The following is a 15990-nucleotide window of genomic DNA, read 5'->3' on the forward strand; positions in this document are numbered from 1 at the left end:
AGGGGGACCCCACGCCGCACGCGCACTCTGGAACTCGGTGAACTCCTGGGCCTCAGCTAAGACTTGTGGCGAACGGCGAGTGCTTGAAGTTGAGAAGACCTTACTCGCCACACCCGCCCCATCCACACAGGTCCAGGCCAAAGGTCGGTGAATTCCCTGTGGGCGTCGGACAAATGGGGTGACTGTCGTGTACGCGCTGTTACAACACCCTGGCGCCCGGTACGGGACCCGCGGTCACCCGTACGGCACGACAGGTACCGGACGCCGACAGTGCCCGCGCCACCTGCTGCGCGGCCCCCGCGTCCCGGGCGAGGAACGCCGTCGTCGGACCCGAACCCGAGACCAGCGCGGTCAGCGCACCGGCGGCGCGACCTGCGGCGAGGGTGTCGGCGAGGGCCGGGAACAGGGACAGGGCGGCGGGCTGGAGGTCGTTGGAGACGGTGGCGGCGAGCGCGTCCGGGTCGCCCTCGGCGAGCGCGTCGAGGAGTTCCGGCGAGGCGACGGGCACCGGAACGTCACTGTCGGCGACCAGCCGGTCGAACTCCCGGAACACGGCCGGTGTCGACAGCCCGCGCTCCGCCATCGCGAACACCCAGTGGAAGGTGCCGCCGGTCTCCAGGACCGTCAGCTTCTCCCCGCGCCCGATCCCGAGCGCGGCCCCGCCCACCAGACTGAAGGGCACATCGCTGCCCAACTCGGCGCAGATGTCGAGGAGTTCGACACGCGAGGCCCCGGTCCCCCACAGCGCGTCGCAGGCGAGCAGCGCACCGGCGCCGTCGGCACTGCCGCCCGCCATCCCGCCGGCGACGGGGATGTCCTTGGCGATGTGGATGTGCACGTCGGGCGTACGGCCGTACCGCTCGGCGAGCGCGACGGCGGCACGGGCGGCGAGATTCGTACCGTCGAGGGGGACTTGGGCGGCGTCGGGCCCCTCACAGGTGATCCGGAGTTCCGCTGCCGGGGTGACGGTCACCTCGTCGAAGAGGCCGACGGCGAGGAAGACGTTGGCGAGGTCGTGGAAGCCGTCGGGGCGCGCGGCACCCACCGCGAGCTGGACGTTGACCTTGGCGGGAACCTGAACGGTAACGCTCACAGCTGCCCGGACTCCTCGTCGTCAGTGTGCTGCTGGACCTTGTTCTCCTGGACCTTGTTCTCCGCGATGCGGACGAACTCCTCGACGCTCAGGGACTCGCCGCGGGCCTGCGGGGAGACTCCGGCGGCGACGAGGGCGCTCTCGGCGGCGGCGGCCGACCCGGCCCAGCCGGCGAGTGCGGCGCGCAGGGTCTTGCGCCGTTGAGCGAAGGCGGCGTCGACGACGGCGAACACCTCGCGCCGCTCGGCGGTCGTCTTCAGCGGCTCGGCCCGCCGGACGAGCGAGACGAGCCCGCTGTCGACGTTGGGCGCGGGCCAGAAGACGTTGCGCCCGATGGAACCGGCCCGCTTGACCTCTGCGTACCAGTTGGCCTTCACGGACGGGACGCCGTACACCTTCGACCCGGGCGGCGCGGCGAGCCGGTCGGCGACCTCGGCCTGCACCATCACCAGCGTCCGCTCGATGCTCGGGAACGTCTCCAGCATGTGCAGCAGCACGGGCACGGCGACGTTGTACGGGAGGTTGGCGACCAGTGCGGTGGGCGGGGGGCCCGGCAGTTCGGTGACGCGCATCGCGTCGGAGTGCACCAGCGCGAACCGGTCCACGCAGCCGGGCATCCGGGCGGCGACGGTGGCGGGCAGCGCGCCCGCGAGCACGTCGTCGATCTCGACGGCGACGACCCGGTCGGCGGCCTCCAGCAGCGCGAGGGTGAGGGACCCGAGCCCCGGCCCGACCTCGACGACCACGTCGTCGGGCCGCACACCTGCGGTGCGCACGATACGGCGGACGGTGTTGGCGTCGATCACGAAGTTCTGCCCGCGCTGCTTGGTGGGCCTGACGCCGAGGACGTCGGCCAGCTCACGGATGTCGGCGGCGCCGAACAGGGCATCGGGGACGGGGCTGGTACTCACGGGTCCAGGGTACGGGGGGTGGGGGGGCGGGGGTGTGCAGATGGGCTGGGTGGGGCTGGAGGGCGGTGTGGGCTCAGTGCCGTTGTCGGTGGGTGCGCCCAGGGTGCTCGGCGTGGGCATGCCCCGGGTCGGCCGACCTGTCGGGGGTGGTGGGGGCCTCGCGATGCCCGCGTACGCGTGTGGGAGGGGGGAGTGCTGTGGGAATCGGCTGCAAGATGTCCTGGCTGGCCGTGCCCGACGGTGACAACAGGCAGGTCGCCGACGCGCTCGGGCTGCTCACGCGGGTGGCGCTGGACCGGGAGACGGGGACGGAAGAGATCCCGGACGCGCCACCGGCGGGCGACGGCATCTACGGCTTCCCCCCGGAGCCGAGTGACCTCGTGCTCTCCCTCACCATGCCCCGTCAGGCGGCGCGGGTGCGCAGGCGGCGCAGCATGCGGGCGTCCTCGAAGCCGACCGAGTGGGCGGCGGCGTCGACCGTGGCGCCGTGGCTGATGAGGTGCTCGGCGCGTTCCAGGCGCAGGGTCTGCTGGTAGCGCAGCGGGGTGAGGCCGGTGGCGCGGGTGAAGAGGCGGGTGAGGGTGCGTTCGCTGACGCCGACGGCCGAGGCCAGGTGGGGCAGCGGGAGCGGCTGGTCGAAGCGGGTGTCGATGAGGTCCTGGGCGCGGTGCACGGTGTCGTCGAGGTGGGACCGGTGCCGGAACATCGCGCTGGCCTGCGGCTCGTGGCCGTTGCGGCGGGCGTAGACGACCATGTCCCGGGCGACCTGGGCGGCGACGGCGGGCCCGTGCCGGCCGGCGACGAGGTGGAGGGCCAGGTCGATGCCGCTGGCGATACCGGCGGAGGTGATCACCCGGTCGTCGGCGGTGAACAGGACGTCGCGGACGACGACCGCCCCGGGGTGGCGCAGGGCCAGCTCGTCCTGCACGTCGTGATGGGTGGTGCAGCGGCGGCCCCTGAGCAGGCCGGCCCGCCCGAGTGCCTCCGCGCCGGCGCAGACGCTGGCCACCGTTCCGCCCCGGGTGTGGTGGTCCCGCAGGACCTGCAGGGAGGCGTCGGCGATGGCGGGCGAGTCGGCCAGGGTGACGGTCCGCCAGCCGGGGACCACGACCAGGTCCTCGGGCCCGAGTTCGGGCCAGCCCAGCCCGGCCACCAGGGGCAGCCCCTGGGCTGTGGGGATCTGCGGCTGCTCGGCGACATAGGCGAGGGTGTACGGGTGCCCGAGGTCGGCTGCGGTGGAGAAGACCTGCGCGGGGCCGGCCAGGTCGAGCAGATGGACTCCGGGCACCAGGAAGAAGACGACGTGGCTCACGATTCGGTCATCATGCCGGAAGACCGGCCGCGGTTTCCAGCTCGTCGACCGTCGCGATGGTGGCGAAGCGGCCGGCGAGAGCGTACTCGGTGCGCCGGATGATCTCGTCGGCGGACAGGGTACGGGGGTCGGCGAGCAGTTCCGCGACGCTCCGGTCGGCGGGGGCGTCGCGGTGCGGGATGGGGTTGGTGGCGGTCGCGTCGACGACGAAGGTGACCTGGTAACCGAGGTCGCTCGCCACTCGGGCGGTGGTCTCCACGCACTGCTCGGTGCGGATGCCGCAGACGGCGACTTCGTGGATGCCGTGCTCGGTGAGGCGTTGCTGCAGGTTGGTGGTGGTGAAGGCGTTGTGCGAGGTCTTGTGGATCAGCGGTTCGCCGTCCTCCGGCCGCTCCAGTTCCTCCAGCAGCCGCACATGGCCGAGCGCCGGATCGAAGACGCCGCCACTCCCGGGCTCGGAGTGCAGTACCCACACCACCAGGTCCCCGGCGCGGCGGGCCGACCGGACCAGCCGGTTGACCTTGTCGGCGATCTTCGGGTCGGAGATGGTCTCCCACAGCGGGCGGGCGCGGAAGGACTCCTGGACATCGATGACGATCAGCGCTCGGGTCATGCGTCCAGCCTCAGCCACGCGGAGGGCACGGCGACAGGCCCCATCGGGTCCCGATGCGGACGGATCCGGTCAGGGGACGCGGTTACTCCGGGAGTTCGAGCATGGGTTCGCCGCAGGACTGGCATTCGGCGTGGACATCGAGGTCGTTGAGTATCTCGGCGTATTCGGGGTGCCCTTTGAGCGCCGCCGTCGCGGCAAGGAGGTAGCGGGTCGTGATCTGGTCGTGCTCCGCCGTGGCCAGCGTTTCCGCGAGGAGGGTCAGCGCCTCGGGGAGGGCGTGTCGGTAGGCATCCGCGATGTCCTCGGGGAGGTCTGTCGGGACTTCCCCGAGTTCGCCGGAGCAGATGGCCACGAGGCCGATGACGTAGAGGTAGTCATCGCGCTGGGCAGCGGGAAGCCCACGCGCGATGGTGACGATGTGAGGCACCGAGGCGTAGGCCGCCGGCCAGGCGGTGCCCTCGGAGCACAGGTACGGCCACAGGTCGTTGAACCGCCTACCGGAGGTGGTGGGGTGGGCCGCCAGGTACCGCAACTCGTCGGGGACGAAAGGGGCGCCCTCCGTGCCCTGCCCGTCGGACCAACCTCGGTGGTCGAGGGCGGGCCAGCGCGGGTCGTCCAGGGAGATCATGGGCGCGAGTGTAGGTGTGCCCGAGAGTCACCCGAGTTCAGGGTGCGGAAGTGGCCGACGCTGCGCGAGCAGGCTGGTGACGCGTCGGCGCAGGAGGCGCCGCAGTGGGGCCTGTCTGCGGACGAACCTCCGTGGTGTTGCCAACCTGATTGAGTACAGGTCGAGTTGGGGGAGGCTGAGCGTACGACGAGGTGAAGCTCCTGGTTGGATGGGCTGGCGACAGGTACAGGCGGACGAAGGATGGATCTCATGGGAACGACACAGGGCTCGCCGGTGGGGCACGAGGACATCCAGGCCCCCTCGGGACGGACCAGGTGGTGGGTGGTCGCCCTCATCCTGGGTCTGCCGGCACTTCTCGTCATCGGCTTCTTCGCCATGGTCGCGATCTGGGTGCTGACCGACGACTCGTCCGAGGCCGAGCAGCGACCTCCCCACTCTCTTCAGGTGAGCGTGGAAGCCCCTTGGGCCGGAAGCACTCCTACCTCGTCCCGGACATCGACGATGTGACACCGGAGCTCTCTTCGAGGCCCTCACCCGTGCAACCGCCCCCCACAGTGCGGCCAAGGCCCCGCCCCCCGCTTCACATACAGCCTCTTCGCGCGGAGCGTCTGCTCCGTGGCCGTCGCGTCCTGAGGCCGCCCGGAGCCCCCCAGGCTCTGCCACGTCTGCGTGTCGAACTGGTACAGCCCCCCGTAGGTCCCCGACGGGTCCACCGCGTTCGGGCGCCCCCCGGACTCGCAGGCCGCCAGCGAACCCCAGTCCAGATGGTCCGCTCCCTGCACCGAGGTCGGCATGGGCTTCGAGCCGACCCGCACCAGCTGGGCCCGTGGCTCGCGCACCACCTCCGTACGCACCCGGCGTGGCTTCTGCTTCACGCCGTTGACCGCGCGCACGGCGAAGGTGACCCGGCGCAGGCCGGGGCGGCCCGCCTGGTCGACGACTTCGGTGCCCTTGAACAGGGTCGCGTCCCTGGTACGCCGGATGTCGAACGGAATCGCCTCCTCGTGCAGCTCCTTCCAGCCCGTCACCCGCAGCACCGTCACCGTCTGGCCGTCGCGCGGGAAGCTCCCGGCTGCCACCGAGATCATGTCCTCGCCGCGGAGCGTGATCCCGGCCTCCTCCACCGCCTCGCCGACCGTCGCCGCGTTCGTGCGGATCGTGCGGGCCTGCCCGTCCGCCATGATCGTCACCGTGCGCTCGGTGCGGACGTCAATGGTCAGTCCCTGGCGTCCGATTTTCTGGGAGCGCGCGAGCGACAGGTACGCGCCCTCCGCGCGCACCCCGAACTCCGCGAGCGCTTCCTCCACCGTGTGTGCCGTCGTCCACACCTCGCGCCGTTCACCGTCCAGAGTGATCCGTACGGGTCGCCCGTAGTGGACGCGGACCTCGTCGCCGCTGGCCAGTGCGGTGCCCGGCGCGGGGGCGACGACGTCGTGGGCGCCGACCGCGACCCCCTCGTCGGCCAGCAGTTCGGTCACGTCGTCGGCGAAGGTGTGCAGGGTGCGCGGCTTGCCGTCGACGTTCAGTTCGATCGCCTTGTCCTTGGCGACGAAGGCCGTCGTACCGCCCGCGAGGAACGCCACGACAAGCGCCTGCGGCAGCAACCGCCGGATGGCGTCGGGCCGCTCGGAGCCCTTGCGGCGCCTGGCCGCCCGCCCCTCCCGGGCCCGTCCACGGGGCGCCTGCCGCTGCTGCTGGGGCAGCGTGGGCGTCATCGGCTCCGGGGGCGCCGGGGGCTCGTAGGCGGGCCTGTACGTGTCCTCGTACGGCACGCCGTGCGGCACCCCGTACGCCACCGTCTCGGCGGTGTGCGGGTCGTACGCCCCGTACAACTCCTCGTAGGGCGGCGGCGGCCCGCTGACGGGGCTGTACGTCTCGTACGGCGAACTGCTCACGACGACACGCTCCAGGTTCCGGCGACGGACGAGCACCAGAACCTAGCGGAGCGGCCGTCACTCTCCAAAGCGACGCGACTACCGAGCGTCAACGCATGTCAGTGCTGTCAGTAATCGAAGGCGCGTGCGGTGTTCGCCGAGATGGCCGTCGCCAGGCTGTCCTCGTCGGTGCCCCGCACCTCGGCCATCGCCCGCAGGGTGACCGGGATGAGGTAGGGAGCGTTGGGGCGACCCCGGTACGGCGCCGGGGTGAGGAAGGGCGCGTCCGTCTCGACGAGGACCAGCTCAAGGGGGGCCACGGCGAGCGCGTCGCGCAGGGGCTGGGCGTTCTTGAAGGTCATGTTGCCGGCGAAGGACATGAAGTAGCCGTTCGCGGCGCAGACTTCGGCCATCTCCGCGTCGCCGGAGTAGCAGTGGAAGACGGTCCGCTCGGGGGCGCCCTCTTCCTTCAGGACCCGCAGGACGTCGGCGTGCGCGTCCCGGTCGTGGATGACCAGCGCCTTGCCGTGCCGTTTGGCGATCTCGATGTGCGCCCGGAAGGACCGCTCCTGGGCCGCCTTGCCCTCGGGCCCGGTGCGGAAGTAGTCCAGTCCCGTTTCCCCGACACCCTTGACCTGCGGGAGCCCGGCCAGCCGGTCGATCTCGGCCAGCGCCTCGTCCAGGGCGGCGTCTCCGCCGGGCACCCGCGCGCCCTGCCGGGACCAGCCGTCGGGGTCGCCGTGGACGATGCGGGGGGCCTCGTTCGGGTGCAGGGCGACGGTCGCGTGCACGCTGTCGTGCGTGGCCGCCGTCTCGGCCGCCCACCGGGAGCCCTTGATGTCGCAGCCGACCTGGACGACCGTCGTCACCCCGACCGACGCGGCCTTCGCGAGGCCTTCCGCGACGGTGCCGGACTGCATGTCGAGGTGGGTGTGGGAATCGGCGACCGCCACCCGTAGGGGTTCGGGCAACGGCGGCGCGGAGGCGGCATCGGACTTGGCAGACATGCCCCGATCCTACGAAAGGGGCATGCCCGCCTGTCCGGGGGAGCCAGGCGGAGCTAACTCGCCTTGCGGTGGAACGGGTGCAGGAGATCCGAGAGGTGCCAGTGGTGGTCTTCCTTCGGCGCCCCGGGCTCGGCGGCGGCCGTGTCCGTCACCGGTACCGCCTTGGGGGCCGAGCGCTGCCGGTGCATCGAGTTCTGCACCGACGACACCTGCCCGGCCCGCATGATGCGTACGACATGGCCGTCGCAGTTCTGGCAGGTGGGACGGGTCAGCGGGGACGGTACGACGCGGCCCTCCGTCACGTACATGACCATCTCGCCGCCCTCGGCGTCGATGTGGTGCTCGATCTCGTACGACTGTTCCCAGCCGTGCCCGCAGCGCATGCAGGCGAAGGAATACGACTCGTGAACGACTGCGGTGGCCGTGCTGCGGTGGCCGGTGATCTCGCTCATGCCAGCTCCTCTTGTCCGCTGGACAAAGGACGGGTGCGTCCTGTGAACCAGTGGACGCCTCCGCCGACGTGAAGGCATCAGACCTGTCGACTGTTGAAGTCGTCTTGGCCATTCCTTGTGGGAACGGCCCGGATCCGAGGTCGGGGCTTTGCCTTCCGCCCTTCCCCTTTGCCCCCTTATGGCGTGACCGGCGTCGCACTTCCCGTAGCGCCCGCGGACCTCTCCGCGCCCTCCGCGTTCTTCGCCGCCACGACCGCGTCGAACACCTCCCGCTTGGGCAGCCCCACCTCGGCCGCGACCGCCGCGATGGCCTCCTTGCGCCGCTCCCCCGCCTCCTCGCGCACCCGCACCCGCCGCACCAGTTCTTCCGCGCCGAGCTCACCGCCGTCCCGCTCGGGGGCGCCCTCGACGACGACGGTGATCTCACCCCGTACGCCCTGGGCCGCCCACTGGGCCAGCTCGGCCAGCGGACCGCGTTTGACCTCCTCGTACGTCTTCGTCAACTCCCGGCAGACGGCGGCCCGTCGGCCGGTGCCGAACACCTCGGACATGGCGGCGAGGGTGTCGTCGAGGCGGTGCGGGGCCTCGAAGTAGACGAGGGTGCGGCGTTCCTCCGCCACCTCCCGAAGCCGGGAGAGGCGTTCGCCCGCCTTCCGCGGCAGGAAGCCCTCGAAGCAGAAGCGGTCGACGGGCAGCCCGGACAGCGCGAGCGCGGTGAGCACGGCGGACGGGCCGGGTACGGCCGTCACCCTGATGTCCTTCTCCACGGCGGCGGCGACCAGCCGGTACCCGGGGTCGGACACCGACGGCATGCCCGCGTCCGTCACCAGCAGCACCCGCGAGCCGCCGAGCAGCGCCTCGACCAGTTCGGGGGTGCGCGCGGCCTCGTTGCCCTCGAAGTACGACACCACCCGGCCCTTGGGCTGCACGCCGAGCCCCTGGGTGAGCCGGCGCAGCCGCCGGGTGTCCTCGGCGGCGATGACGTCGGCGCCCGCCAGTTCCGCCGCGAGCCGGGGCGGCGCGTCCGTGATGTCGCCGATGGGGGTGCCTGCCAAAACCAAGGTTCCTGTCACGTTTCCATCCTCGCAGGGCCCTTCCGCGGGACTCACACAGAGCTGTTCCCTACGATGGCGCGGTGACCAGTACCGCGCCCTCCACGGACATCCGGCCAAGCGACCCCTCGCCAGAGCAACGGCCGGCGTGGCAGCAGCGGCTGCGCCGATACGGATACACGGCGAAGCCGAGAAGCGATGTCCGCGGCCGGCTGGTGCCGCCGTACACCGAGCCGAACCCCCGTCTGTGGGCGACCCTCGGGCTGCCGCCGGCCCTCTCCGACCGGATCACGCGCTGGTCCGGCTGGGGCGGCCCGCTGCTGGTGACGCTGCTGGCGGGCGTGCTGCGCTTCTGGGACCTGGGCAGTCCGAAGCGGGTGATGTTCGACGAGACGTACTACGCGAAGGACGCGTGGGGCATCATCCACCGCGGCTTCGAGGTCAACTGGGACAAGGACGTCAACGACCTGATCCTGAAGACCGACGGGCATGTGGCGATCCCGACGGATCCGGCCTATGTCGTGCATCCGCCCGTCGGCAAGTACGTCATCGGGCTCGGCGAATGGATGTTCGGGTTCAATCCGTTCGGCTGGCGCTTCATGACGGCGCTGCTGGGCACGTTGTCGATCCTGATCCTGTGCCGCGTCGGCCGCCGCGTCTTCCGCTCCACCTTCCTGGGCTGCCTGGCGGGCGCGCTGATGGCGGTGGACGGCCTGGCCTTCGTGATGAGCCGCACCTCACTCCTCGACGGCGTCCTGCAGTTCTTCGTCCTCGCCGCCTTCGGCTGCCTGGTCGTCGACCGGGACAGGGCCCGCGAACGGCTGGCGGCGGCGCTCCCACCGGACGCGGACGGCGTCGTACGACCGGACGCGCACATCGCCGAGACGACCCGCTTCGGCGTCCGCCCCTGGCGCTGGCTCGCCGGCCTGATGCTGGGCCTGGCCATCGGCACGAAGTGGAACGGCCTGTACATCCTGGCCGCGTTCTGTGTGATGGCGGTGCTGTGGGACGTCGGCACCCGCAAGGTCGCCGGCGCCCGTCACCCGTACGAGGCGGTCCTCAAGCGCGACCTGGGCTGGGCGTTCCTGGCCACGATCCCGGTCGCCGTCCTCACGTACGTGCTCTCCTGGACGGCCTGGATCCTCTCCCCCTCGGACGGCACCGGCGGCTACTACCGCAACTGGGCGGCCACCGAGGGCAAGGGCAGCAGCTGGTCCTGGCTGTTCCCCGACTGGTGGCGCAGCCTCTGGCACTACGAACACGCGGTGTACGAGTTCCACGTGGGCCTGCACACCCCGCACAACTACCAGTCGAACCCGTGGAGTTGGCTGGTCCTGGGCCGCCCGGTCTCGTTCTTCTACGAGTCCCCCCAACCCGGCAAGGGCGGCTGCCCCACCGACTCGGGCGAGCAGTGCGCCCGCGAGGTCCTGGCCCTCGGCACGCCCCTCCTGTGGTGGGCGGCCTGCTTCGCGGTCGCGTACGTCCTGTACCGCTGGCTGCTGCGGCGCGACTGGCGGGCGGGCGCCATCGCCTGCGGGATCGCGGCGGGCTACGCCCCCTGGTTCCTGTACCAGGAGCGCACGATCTTCTACTTCTACGCGATCGTCTTCCTGCCCTTCCTCTGCCTGGCCCTGGCGATGATGATCGGCGCGATCGTCGGCCCACCGGGGTCGAGCGAACGCCGCCGGGTCGCGGGCGCGGCGGGCGCGGGCGTACTGGTGCTGCTGATCGCCTGGAACTTCATTTATTTCTGGCCGCTGTACACGGGGACGGCGATTCCCATCGATTCCTGGCGTTCACGGATGTGGCTGGATACCTGGGTGTAGTCACTCTTCGGACAAGAGTTAAGACAGAGAAGGAAACTCTCCCCACAGCTGCCCCTCAGGCCACTTACAGTGCATGGGCCAACGGGGAGGGAACACCCATGCGTAAGGGAGCGAAGGCCGCCATCATCGGGACCGTGTTCACGGTGATGGTCGGCGGGGCCGGGTACGGCGCGTTCAACATCGTGTCCGCGCTCAGTGAGGACAGCGGCGCGGAGAGCGTGAAGACCGGGCCGCCGTCGAAGGACGAGATCACGGAGGCGAGCGAGAAGTTCTTCGCGGCCTGGGAGAAGGGGCAGGCGCAGGCCGCCGCCGATCTCACCGACAACGCCATACCGGCGGCCAATCTGATCGGCGACTACAGCGCGAAAGCGCACATCACCGGCGTGAAGATCACTCCCGGGACGGCCACCGGAGCCAGCGGCGCCACCGTGCCGTTCTCGGTGAAGGCCACGGTGTCCTACCAGGGCAAGAGCAAGCCGCTCGCCTACACCAGCAGCCTGACGATCGTCCGGGGTACCACGACCGGGCGGGCGCTGGTCGACTGGAAGCCGTCGGTGCTGCACCCCGGCCTCAAGGTGTCCGGGGACCGCCTGATCACCGAGCAGGCCACGAGCGCGCCGATCGAGGCCACGGACCGGGACGGCAAGGTCCTGACGAAGGACAAGTACCCGTCCCTCGGGCCGATCCTCGACACCCTGCGCGCCCGCTACGGCGACAAGGCGGGCGGCACGCCCGGCATCGAACTGATGATCCAGCACGCCGACGCCGAGACGGCCGACACCTCTCTGCTGACCCTCTCCGAGGGCACCCCGGGCAAGCTGAAGACGACGTTGAGCGCGAGCGCGCAGGACGCCGCCGAGAAGGCGGTGCTGAAGTTCTCCGAGTCGTCCGTGGTCGCCGTACAGCCGAGCACCGGTGAGGTGCTGGCGGTCGCCAACCACCGCGGGGACCAGTTCAACGCGGCCTTCGAGGGCACGCTGGCGCCGGGCTCCACGATGAAGATCGTCACGGCGGCGATGCTGATAGACAACGGCGTCACGTCGATGAACGGCCCGGCGCCCTGCACGCAGACCGCCGTCTGGATGAGCCAGACCTTCAGCAACCTCAAGGGCATGGCACCGAACGAGAACGCCACCCTCGCCAACGACTTCCTGCGCTCCTGCAACACCGGTTTCATCAAGCTGATCGACGGCACCAAGGCGAACCCGCTCACGGACGAGTCGCTGACGACCGAGGCCCAGGAGCGGTTCGGGCTCGGGCAGGACAACTGGAAGACCGGGATCGCCTCGTTCGACGGCAGCGTCCCGGCCTCCCCCGGCCCGGACCGCGCGGCCAACGCGATCGGCCAGGGCCAGGTCCAGATGAGCCCGCTGAACATGGCGTCGGTGACGGCGACGGCGATCACCGGCGAGTTCCGGCAGCCGTACCTCGTGTCGCCGAAGCTGGACAACCGCGAGCTGGCGAAGGCGAAGGGCCTGCCGTCGAGCACGTCCGCGCAGCTCAAGGAGATGATGCGGATGACGGCGACGCAGGGCACCGCGACGCAGGCCATGGCAGGGCTGAGCGGGGACATCGGGGCGAAGACGGGGTCCGCCGAGGTGGACGGCCAGACAAAGTCCAACAGCTGGTTCACCGGATTCCGGGGCGACATCGCGGCGGCGGCCATGACCCAGGAGGGCGGCCACGGCGGCGACGCGGCCGGGCCGATTGTCGCAGCCGTGCTACGGACAGCTGGCTGAACTCACCCGCACAGCACGGGCCTCTAGGGTGGTCGTTGTCGTTGAGGTGGACGAGGGCAACGGGGACCCTGAGGATTTCGCGGAGGTTCGAGAGCTGTGGGCAAGAGAAGGCGCGTCGCCGAGCGACAGAGTGCACCCAAGGCCAGGCCCGCCGTGATCGGCGGGATGATCGCCTTGGTCGTCGGCGGCGCCGGTTTCGGCGTCTACGCGCTGTACGGCGGCGGAGCGGCGGCCGAGGAGGGCTCCTCGACGGCGACCTCGGCCGACCGTAAGCCGTCGGTACCGACCGGCCCGGTGTCCGCGACCCAGGTCAAGGCGGTCGCCACACAGTTCCTGACGGCCTGGCAGAAGGGCGGGGTCGCTGCCGCGGCGGCGTCGACGAACGACACCACGTCAGCGGCCACCACCCTCCTCACCGGCTACACCAAGGACGCCCACATCACCGGCGTGACGATCACACCGGGCACGGCGACGGGCGCCAAGGTCCCCTTCACGGTCAAGGGCACGGTGACGTACGGCGGCACGAGCAAGCCGCTGACGTACGAGAGCGCCCTGACCGTGGTCCGCCGTACGTCCGACGGAAAGCCGCTGGTCGACTGGCACGCGGCGGTCGTCCACCCCGACCTGGCGGACGGCGACAAACTCCTCACCGGAGAGTCCGGCACCCCGCCGATCAAGGCCGTCGACCGGGACGGCGGTGAGCTGACCGTCGCCAGGTACCCGTCGCTGGGCACGGTCCTGGACAGCCTCAGGGAGAAGTACGGCAAGAAGGCCGGCGGCAAGGCGGGCATCGAGCTCCGGGTCGTGCGCGGCAAGGCGTCCAAGGCGGCGAAGTCGGCGGACAAGACGCTGCTGGAGCTGAGCAAGGGCACGCCGGGCACGGTGAGGACGACGCTGAGCCCGGCCCTGCAGGCGGCGGCGGAGGCACAGGTCGCGAAGAAGGCGAAGTCGTCGGTGGTGCTGATGCGCCCGTCGACGGGCGAGATCCTGGCGGTGGCGAACCAGTCGCACGGCTTCAACACCGCGTTCCAGGGCTCGTTGGCGCCGGGTTCGACGATGAAGGTCATCACGTCGTCGCTGCTGATCGAGAAGGGGCTGGCGTCGCCGGACAAGCCGCACCCGTGCCCCAAGTTCTCCACGTACGGCGGCTGGAAGTTCCAGAACGACGACAAGTTCGAGATCAAGGGCGGCACGTTCAAGGCGAGCTTCGCGCGGTCCTGCAACACGGCCTTCATCAGCCAGGCGAAGGAACTCGACGACGACAGCCTGACCAAGCAGGCGCAGCAGGTGTTCGGCCTCGGCATGAACAACTGGGCGATCGGCGTCTCGACCTTCGACGGGTCGGTGCCGGTGCAGTCGCAGGCACAGATGGCGGCGTCGCTGATCGGACAGGGCGGGGTGCGGATGAACCCGCTGAACATGGCGTCGGTGGCCGCGACGGTGGAGTCGGGGGTGTTCCGGCAGCCGTATCTGGTCTCGGCGGACGTGGACGGCCGTACGTTGGCCACCGCGTCCCGGACGATGTCGTCGTCGACGCTGTCACAACTGCGGGAACTGCTGCAGTACACGGCGGCGTACGGCACGGCGGCGGAGGCGATGGCCGGCCTGGGCCCGGACTACGGAGCGAAGACGGGCTCGGCCGAGGTGGACGGCCAGGACAAGCCGAACGGCTGGTTCACGGCCTACCGGGGCGACCTGGCGGGCGCGGGCGTGGTCGTGTCCGGCGGCCACGGAGGAAGCACGGCGGGCCCGATCGTCGCGGCACTGCTGAAGGCTGGGGGGTAGTTCCCACCCGCCCGTTCACCGCATGTGTTCAGCGCAGGCCTGGGCATTTCAGCCCGTCCGGCGTTTGAGGACGAGGCCCGTTCAGGGCCGTTGGGGGGTCTGGGGGCGCAGCCCCCAGGGACGGGGCGCCCTACGTCAGCTGGACACCCGCGCCCCCGCCGAATACGTACGCCGCAAAAACCTCGTCAGCGTCTTCGTCTCGAACTGCACCACCGACACACCCCCCGCCGAGTGGAACTCGACCACCGCCTGCACCCGCCCGCACGGCCACACCCGCACCTCCCCCGACCCCACCGGTGCCCGCAGCCCCTCCTCCAGGAGGGACCGCGAGAACGTCCACTCGTGCGGGCCGGGCAGACCGATGCGGACGGCGCGCGGATCGGCGTCCGGGTCGTAGCGCAGGACCACGGGGACCGCGTCCCGGTCGTCGTCGTGGTTGTCCGGGGTGCCCGTGACGATATGGGCTCGCGCGTACTGCTCGACTACGGACATCGGACGGCCCCTTACGCTGCGTGACCTGTGCAGAAGCTATGAATCCGCTTCCGCTTCCTCTCCAATGTCGCATATTTTCCCAAATATGCAGCAACTCGCTTTCTTCTCGCTCTTGCAAGACATTCGCAACAAGCCACTATCATCGAACGGTGCATGTGCCTGATGGATTCATCAACGCCCCCGTCTCCGTAGCGGCCGGAGTCGTCGCCGCCGGCGCCGTCGCCGTGAGCCTGCGCGGCGCCCGGCGCGAACTGGACGAACGGATCGCGCCACTCGCCGGTCTCGTGGCCGCGTTCATCTTCGCCGTGCAGATGCTGAACTTCCCGGTCGCCGCCGGGACCAGCGGACATCTGCTCGGCGGCGCGCTGGCCGCGATACTCGTGGGCCCCTACACAGGGGTGCTGTGCGTGTCCGTCGTCCTGCTCATGCAGGGCATCCTCTTCGCGGACGGCGGCCTCACCGCGCTCGGCGTGAACATCACGGTCATGGCCGTGACGACGACCGTCGTCGCCTACGCCGTCTTCCGCGGACTGGTGAAGGTGCTCCCCAGGAAGCGCCGTTCGGTCACCGTCGCCGCCTTCGTCGCCGCCGCGCTCTCCGTGCCGGCCGCCGCCCTCGTCTTCACGCTCGTCTACGCCGTCGGCGGCACGACGGACGTCCCGATCGGCCGGGTCCTCACCGCCATGGTCGGCGTGCACGTGCTGATCGGACTCGGCGAGGCCGCGATCACCGCGTTCACGGTCGGCGCCGTCATCGCCGTACGGCCGGATCTCGTGTACGGCGCCCGCGGCCTGCGCCAGAAGCTCCGGCTGCGGGTCGGCGGCGAGCTGGTGGACGCGACACCCGACCCCGAACCGGAACCCGCCCCCTCCCACCGCACGCGCAACGTCTGGCTCACCAGCCTCGCCGCCTCCCTCGTCCTCGCCGGCGGCGTCAGCTTCTACGCCTCCGCCAGCCCCGACGGCCTGGAGAAGGTCGCCGCCGACAAGGGCATCGACGCCAAGGCCGAGGGCCACGCCGTGGCCGACTCCCCGCTCGCCGACTACTCCGTCGAGGGCATCACCGACGGCCGGCTCTCCGGCGGCCTCGCCGGCGTGATCGGCGTCGGGGCCACGATCGTCGCCGGGACCGGCGTCTTCTGGGCGGTACGCAGGCGCCGTACCGACGAGGACACCCCGGCCGTCACCCCCCACGTGAGCGTCTGAC

The 15990-nt window shown here is 70.8% G+C and carries 15 protein-coding genes; 5 read left to right on the forward strand and 10 right to left on the reverse strand.

The window, feature by feature from the left end:
* Positions 1-199 precede the first annotated feature (199 nt).
* From ACW4TU_RS17770 to ACW4TU_RS17790, 5 genes are all read right to left on the reverse strand, one after another.
* Entirely contained in the window at positions 200-1093 is an 894-nt protein-coding gene (locus ACW4TU_RS17770; RefSeq protein WP_457428791.1) for a 4-(cytidine 5'-diphospho)-2-C-methyl-D-erythritol kinase, read from the reverse strand.
* A complete protein-coding gene (gene rsmA, locus ACW4TU_RS17775; protein WP_457428792.1) occupies positions 1090-2004 on the reverse strand; it encodes a 16S rRNA (adenine(1518)-N(6)/adenine(1519)-N(6))-dimethyltransferase RsmA in 915 nt (304 codons plus the stop codon). Before rsmA ends, ACW4TU_RS17770 begins: the two co-directional genes overlap by 4 nt.
* Positions 2005-2407: 403 nt before the next feature.
* Positions 2408-3316, reverse strand: a complete 909-nt coding sequence (locus ACW4TU_RS17780) for a GlxA family transcriptional regulator (RefSeq protein ID WP_457428793.1) — start codon at positions 3314-3316, stop codon at positions 2408-2410.
* A 10-nt stretch (positions 3317-3326) separates the two neighbouring features.
* Entirely contained in the window at positions 3327-3929 is a 603-nt protein-coding gene (locus ACW4TU_RS17785) for an isochorismatase family protein (protein WP_457428794.1), read from the reverse strand.
* 82 nt (positions 3930-4011) lie between these two features.
* Complete coding sequence (locus tag ACW4TU_RS17790; RefSeq protein WP_457428795.1) at positions 4012-4557, reverse strand: hypothetical protein; 546 nt, start codon at positions 4555-4557, stop codon at positions 4012-4014.
* Between the two features lie 249 nt (positions 4558-4806).
* Here ACW4TU_RS17790 and ACW4TU_RS17795 point away from each other — a divergent pair, with 249 nt between their 5' ends.
* Positions 4807-5064 (forward strand): hypothetical protein, encoded by a 258-nt coding sequence (locus tag ACW4TU_RS17795; RefSeq protein WP_457428796.1) that lies wholly within the window; start codon positions 4807-4809, stop codon positions 5062-5064.
* A gap of 23 nt (positions 5065-5087) precedes the next feature.
* Here the strand turns inward: ACW4TU_RS17795 and ACW4TU_RS17800 are convergent, their stop codons facing one another.
* The 4 genes from ACW4TU_RS17800 to rsmI form a co-directional block, all read right to left on the reverse strand.
* On the reverse strand, positions 5088-6452 hold the full coding sequence (locus tag ACW4TU_RS17800) for a ubiquitin-like domain-containing protein (protein ID WP_457428797.1): 1365 nt from the start codon (positions 6450-6452) through the stop codon (positions 5088-5090).
* Between the two features lie 107 nt (positions 6453-6559).
* On the reverse strand, positions 6560-7438 hold the full coding sequence (locus ACW4TU_RS17805) for a TatD family hydrolase (RefSeq protein ID WP_457428798.1): 879 nt from the start codon (positions 7436-7438) through the stop codon (positions 6560-6562).
* A 53-nt stretch (positions 7439-7491) separates the two neighbouring features.
* Positions 7492-7890, reverse strand: a complete 399-nt coding sequence (locus tag ACW4TU_RS17810; RefSeq protein WP_457428799.1) for a hypothetical protein — start codon at positions 7888-7890, stop codon at positions 7492-7494.
* Positions 7891-8066: 176 nt separating this feature from the next.
* The gene (rsmI, locus tag ACW4TU_RS17815; protein WP_457428800.1) at positions 8067-8963 is read right to left on the reverse strand and encodes a 16S rRNA (cytidine(1402)-2'-O)-methyltransferase; all 897 of its coding nucleotides are present in this window, start codon (positions 8961-8963) and stop codon (positions 8067-8069) included.
* Between the two features lie 62 nt (positions 8964-9025).
* On the opposite strand from rsmI, the gene ACW4TU_RS17820 reads away from it, so the two are divergent.
* The 3 genes from ACW4TU_RS17820 to ACW4TU_RS17830 all read left to right on the forward strand — a co-directional run bounded on the left by ACW4TU_RS17820 (position 9026) and on the right by ACW4TU_RS17830 (position 14292).
* Positions 9026-10768: a dolichyl-phosphate-mannose--protein mannosyltransferase gene (locus ACW4TU_RS17820; RefSeq protein ID WP_457428801.1), complete on the forward strand. Its 1743-nt coding sequence runs from the start codon at positions 9026-9028 to the stop codon at positions 10766-10768.
* 98 nt (positions 10769-10866) lie between these two features.
* Positions 10867-12507, forward strand: coding sequence for a penicillin-binding transpeptidase domain-containing protein (locus ACW4TU_RS17825; RefSeq protein ID WP_457428802.1), 1641 nt, complete (start codon positions 10867-10869; stop codon positions 12505-12507).
* Positions 12508-12603: 96 nt separating this feature from the next.
* On the forward strand, positions 12604-14292 hold the full coding sequence (locus ACW4TU_RS17830) for a penicillin-binding transpeptidase domain-containing protein (RefSeq protein WP_457428803.1): 1689 nt from the start codon (positions 12604-12606) through the stop codon (positions 14290-14292).
* 135 nt (positions 14293-14427) lie between these two features.
* Here ACW4TU_RS17830 and ACW4TU_RS17835 read toward each other — a convergent pair whose 3' ends face one another.
* A complete protein-coding gene (locus ACW4TU_RS17835) occupies positions 14428-14784 on the reverse strand; it encodes an SsgA family sporulation/cell division regulator (RefSeq protein ID WP_457428804.1) in 357 nt (118 codons plus the stop codon).
* Positions 14785-14933: 149 nt separating this feature from the next.
* Here ACW4TU_RS17835 and ACW4TU_RS17840 point away from each other — a divergent pair, with 149 nt between their 5' ends.
* The gene (locus ACW4TU_RS17840) at positions 14934-15989 is read left to right on the forward strand and encodes an energy-coupling factor ABC transporter permease (protein ID WP_457428805.1); all 1056 of its coding nucleotides are present in this window, start codon (positions 14934-14936) and stop codon (positions 15987-15989) included.
* Position 15990 lies beyond the last annotated feature (1 nt).

The sequence above is a fragment of the Streptomyces kryoterrae genome (assembly GCF_054072135.1).